Genomic DNA, 1762 nt, shown 5'->3' with positions numbered 1-1762 from the left:
GGTGTGGGTGGGGAGTGGGGGGAGTTGGCTGGTGGTGAAGAGGTGGTTGAGGGTGGTGAGGATGTGGGCGATGTGGTCGAGTCCGGCGGCGGTGACGAGGTCGTAGTGGTGGTAGGTGATGTGGGGGTGGTGGGTGGCGATGTGTTCGGGATCGCGGATGTCGGTTTTGCCCATTTCGATGAAGCGTCCGCCGGGGGCGAGGAGGCGTAGGGAGGCGTCGGTGTATTCGCCGGCGAGGCTGTTGAGGACGACGTCCATGCCGTGTCCGTTGGTGGTGGTGCGGTAGGTGGTTTCGAAGTCGAGGGTGCGGGAGGAGGCGCGGTGGTCGGCGTCGATGCCGAGGTGTTCGAGGACGTGGTGTTTGTCGGGGTGGGCGGTGGTGTGGATGTGGGCGCCGAGGTGGCGGGCGATGTGGGTGGCGGCCATGCCGACGCCGCCGGTGGCGGCGTGGATGAGGAGGTTGTCGTGGGGTTGGAGGTCGGCGAGGTCGACCAGTCCGTACCAGGCGGTGAGGTAGGCGACGGGTACCGCGGCTGCTTGGTCGTAGGTCCAGTCGGGGGGGATGGTGGTCAGGCCGCGGGCGTCGGCGACGGCGATGGGGCCGAAGGCGCCCTCGAACAGGCCCATGACCCGGTCACCAGGGGCGAAGGCGGTCACGTCCGGAGCGGTCTCCAGCACCACACCCGCACCCTCACTGCCCCGGAACACCCCCTCGTCCGGATACATCCCCAGCAGGATGAGCACATCGCGGAAGTTGATGCCGGCGGCACGCACCGAGATACGCACCTGACCGGAGGCCAGCGGCTCCAGCACCTCGGGGCAGGGCACCACCGAGACGCTCTCGACCGTGGCCGCGCCCACCGACGCCAGCCGCCAGGCCGGTACACCGGGCGGCGGCACCAGGGTGTCCCGCATATCGGCGCGTACCAGCCTCGGCACCAGCACCCGGCCGCCGCGCAGCGCGAGTTGGGGCTCCTCGCACTCCACCGCCTGGGACACCCCGGCCAGCAGCTGGTCGCCCTCGGTGGCCGCGTCGACGTCCACCAGCAGGAACCGGCCCGGGTTCTCGGTCTGGGCGCTGCGCAGCAGCCCCCAGACGCCGGCCGCGGCCGGATCCGGGCCCGAGGCGTCCACGCCGTCGACGGTCATCGCCGAGCGCGTCACCACCGCCAGTCGGGCCTCGCCGAGCCGCGGTTCGGCCAGCCACCGCTGGGCGAGTTCCAGCAACTCGGTGGCGAGGGCCAGCGCGGCCGCGGACGGCTCGCCATCGGCGTCCGCCTCGGGCACCCCGACCAGCACCAGGGACGGCACCGGCGCACCGGCGTCCAGCGCGCCGAGCAGCGCCGGGAGGTCGGCATGCCGGCGCGGTCCCGGCCGGGCCGAGCCGAGCGGCAGCGGCCCGCCGTCGAGGACCGCCCACTGCTCGGCGACGGATTCCGCCGGGAGCCGCCGGGCCGGATCCGCGCCCTCCCTGGTACCGGCCGCCGGGCTCCACTCCACGGTGAACAGCCCCTCCACCGCCGGGGCGGCCAGCGCGCGCAACTGCTCGGGGGTGGTCGGGCGGACCGTCACGGCGTCGGCGGTGAGGATGGGGTCGCCTGTGGTGTCGGTGATGTGGAGGTGGTGGCCGGTGGGGGTGGGGGTGAGGTGGATGCGGATGGTGTGGGCGTTGGTGGCCCACAGGGTGGTGCCTGTCCAGGTGAAGGGGAGGTGGAGTTGGTGGTCGGGGTTGTCGGTGTGGGTGTGGAGGGCGGTGGGGTGG

Annotated in this window: 1 protein-coding gene; it reads right to left on the bottom strand. The window is 72.8% G+C overall.

The window, feature by feature from the left end:
* The coding region (locus tag E4099_RS31730; protein WP_167828559.1) for a SpnB-like Rossmann fold domain-containing protein at nt 1-1762 on the bottom strand (1762 nt) is incomplete at both ends.

It is taken from the genome of Streptomyces palmae (genome assembly GCF_004684805.1).
Lineage (GTDB): Bacteria > Actinomycetota > Actinomycetes > Streptomycetales > Streptomycetaceae > Streptomyces > Streptomyces palmae.
The sequence above is the reverse complement of the archived record's forward strand: the minus strand, read 5'-3'. Positions and strand labels throughout refer to the sequence as shown.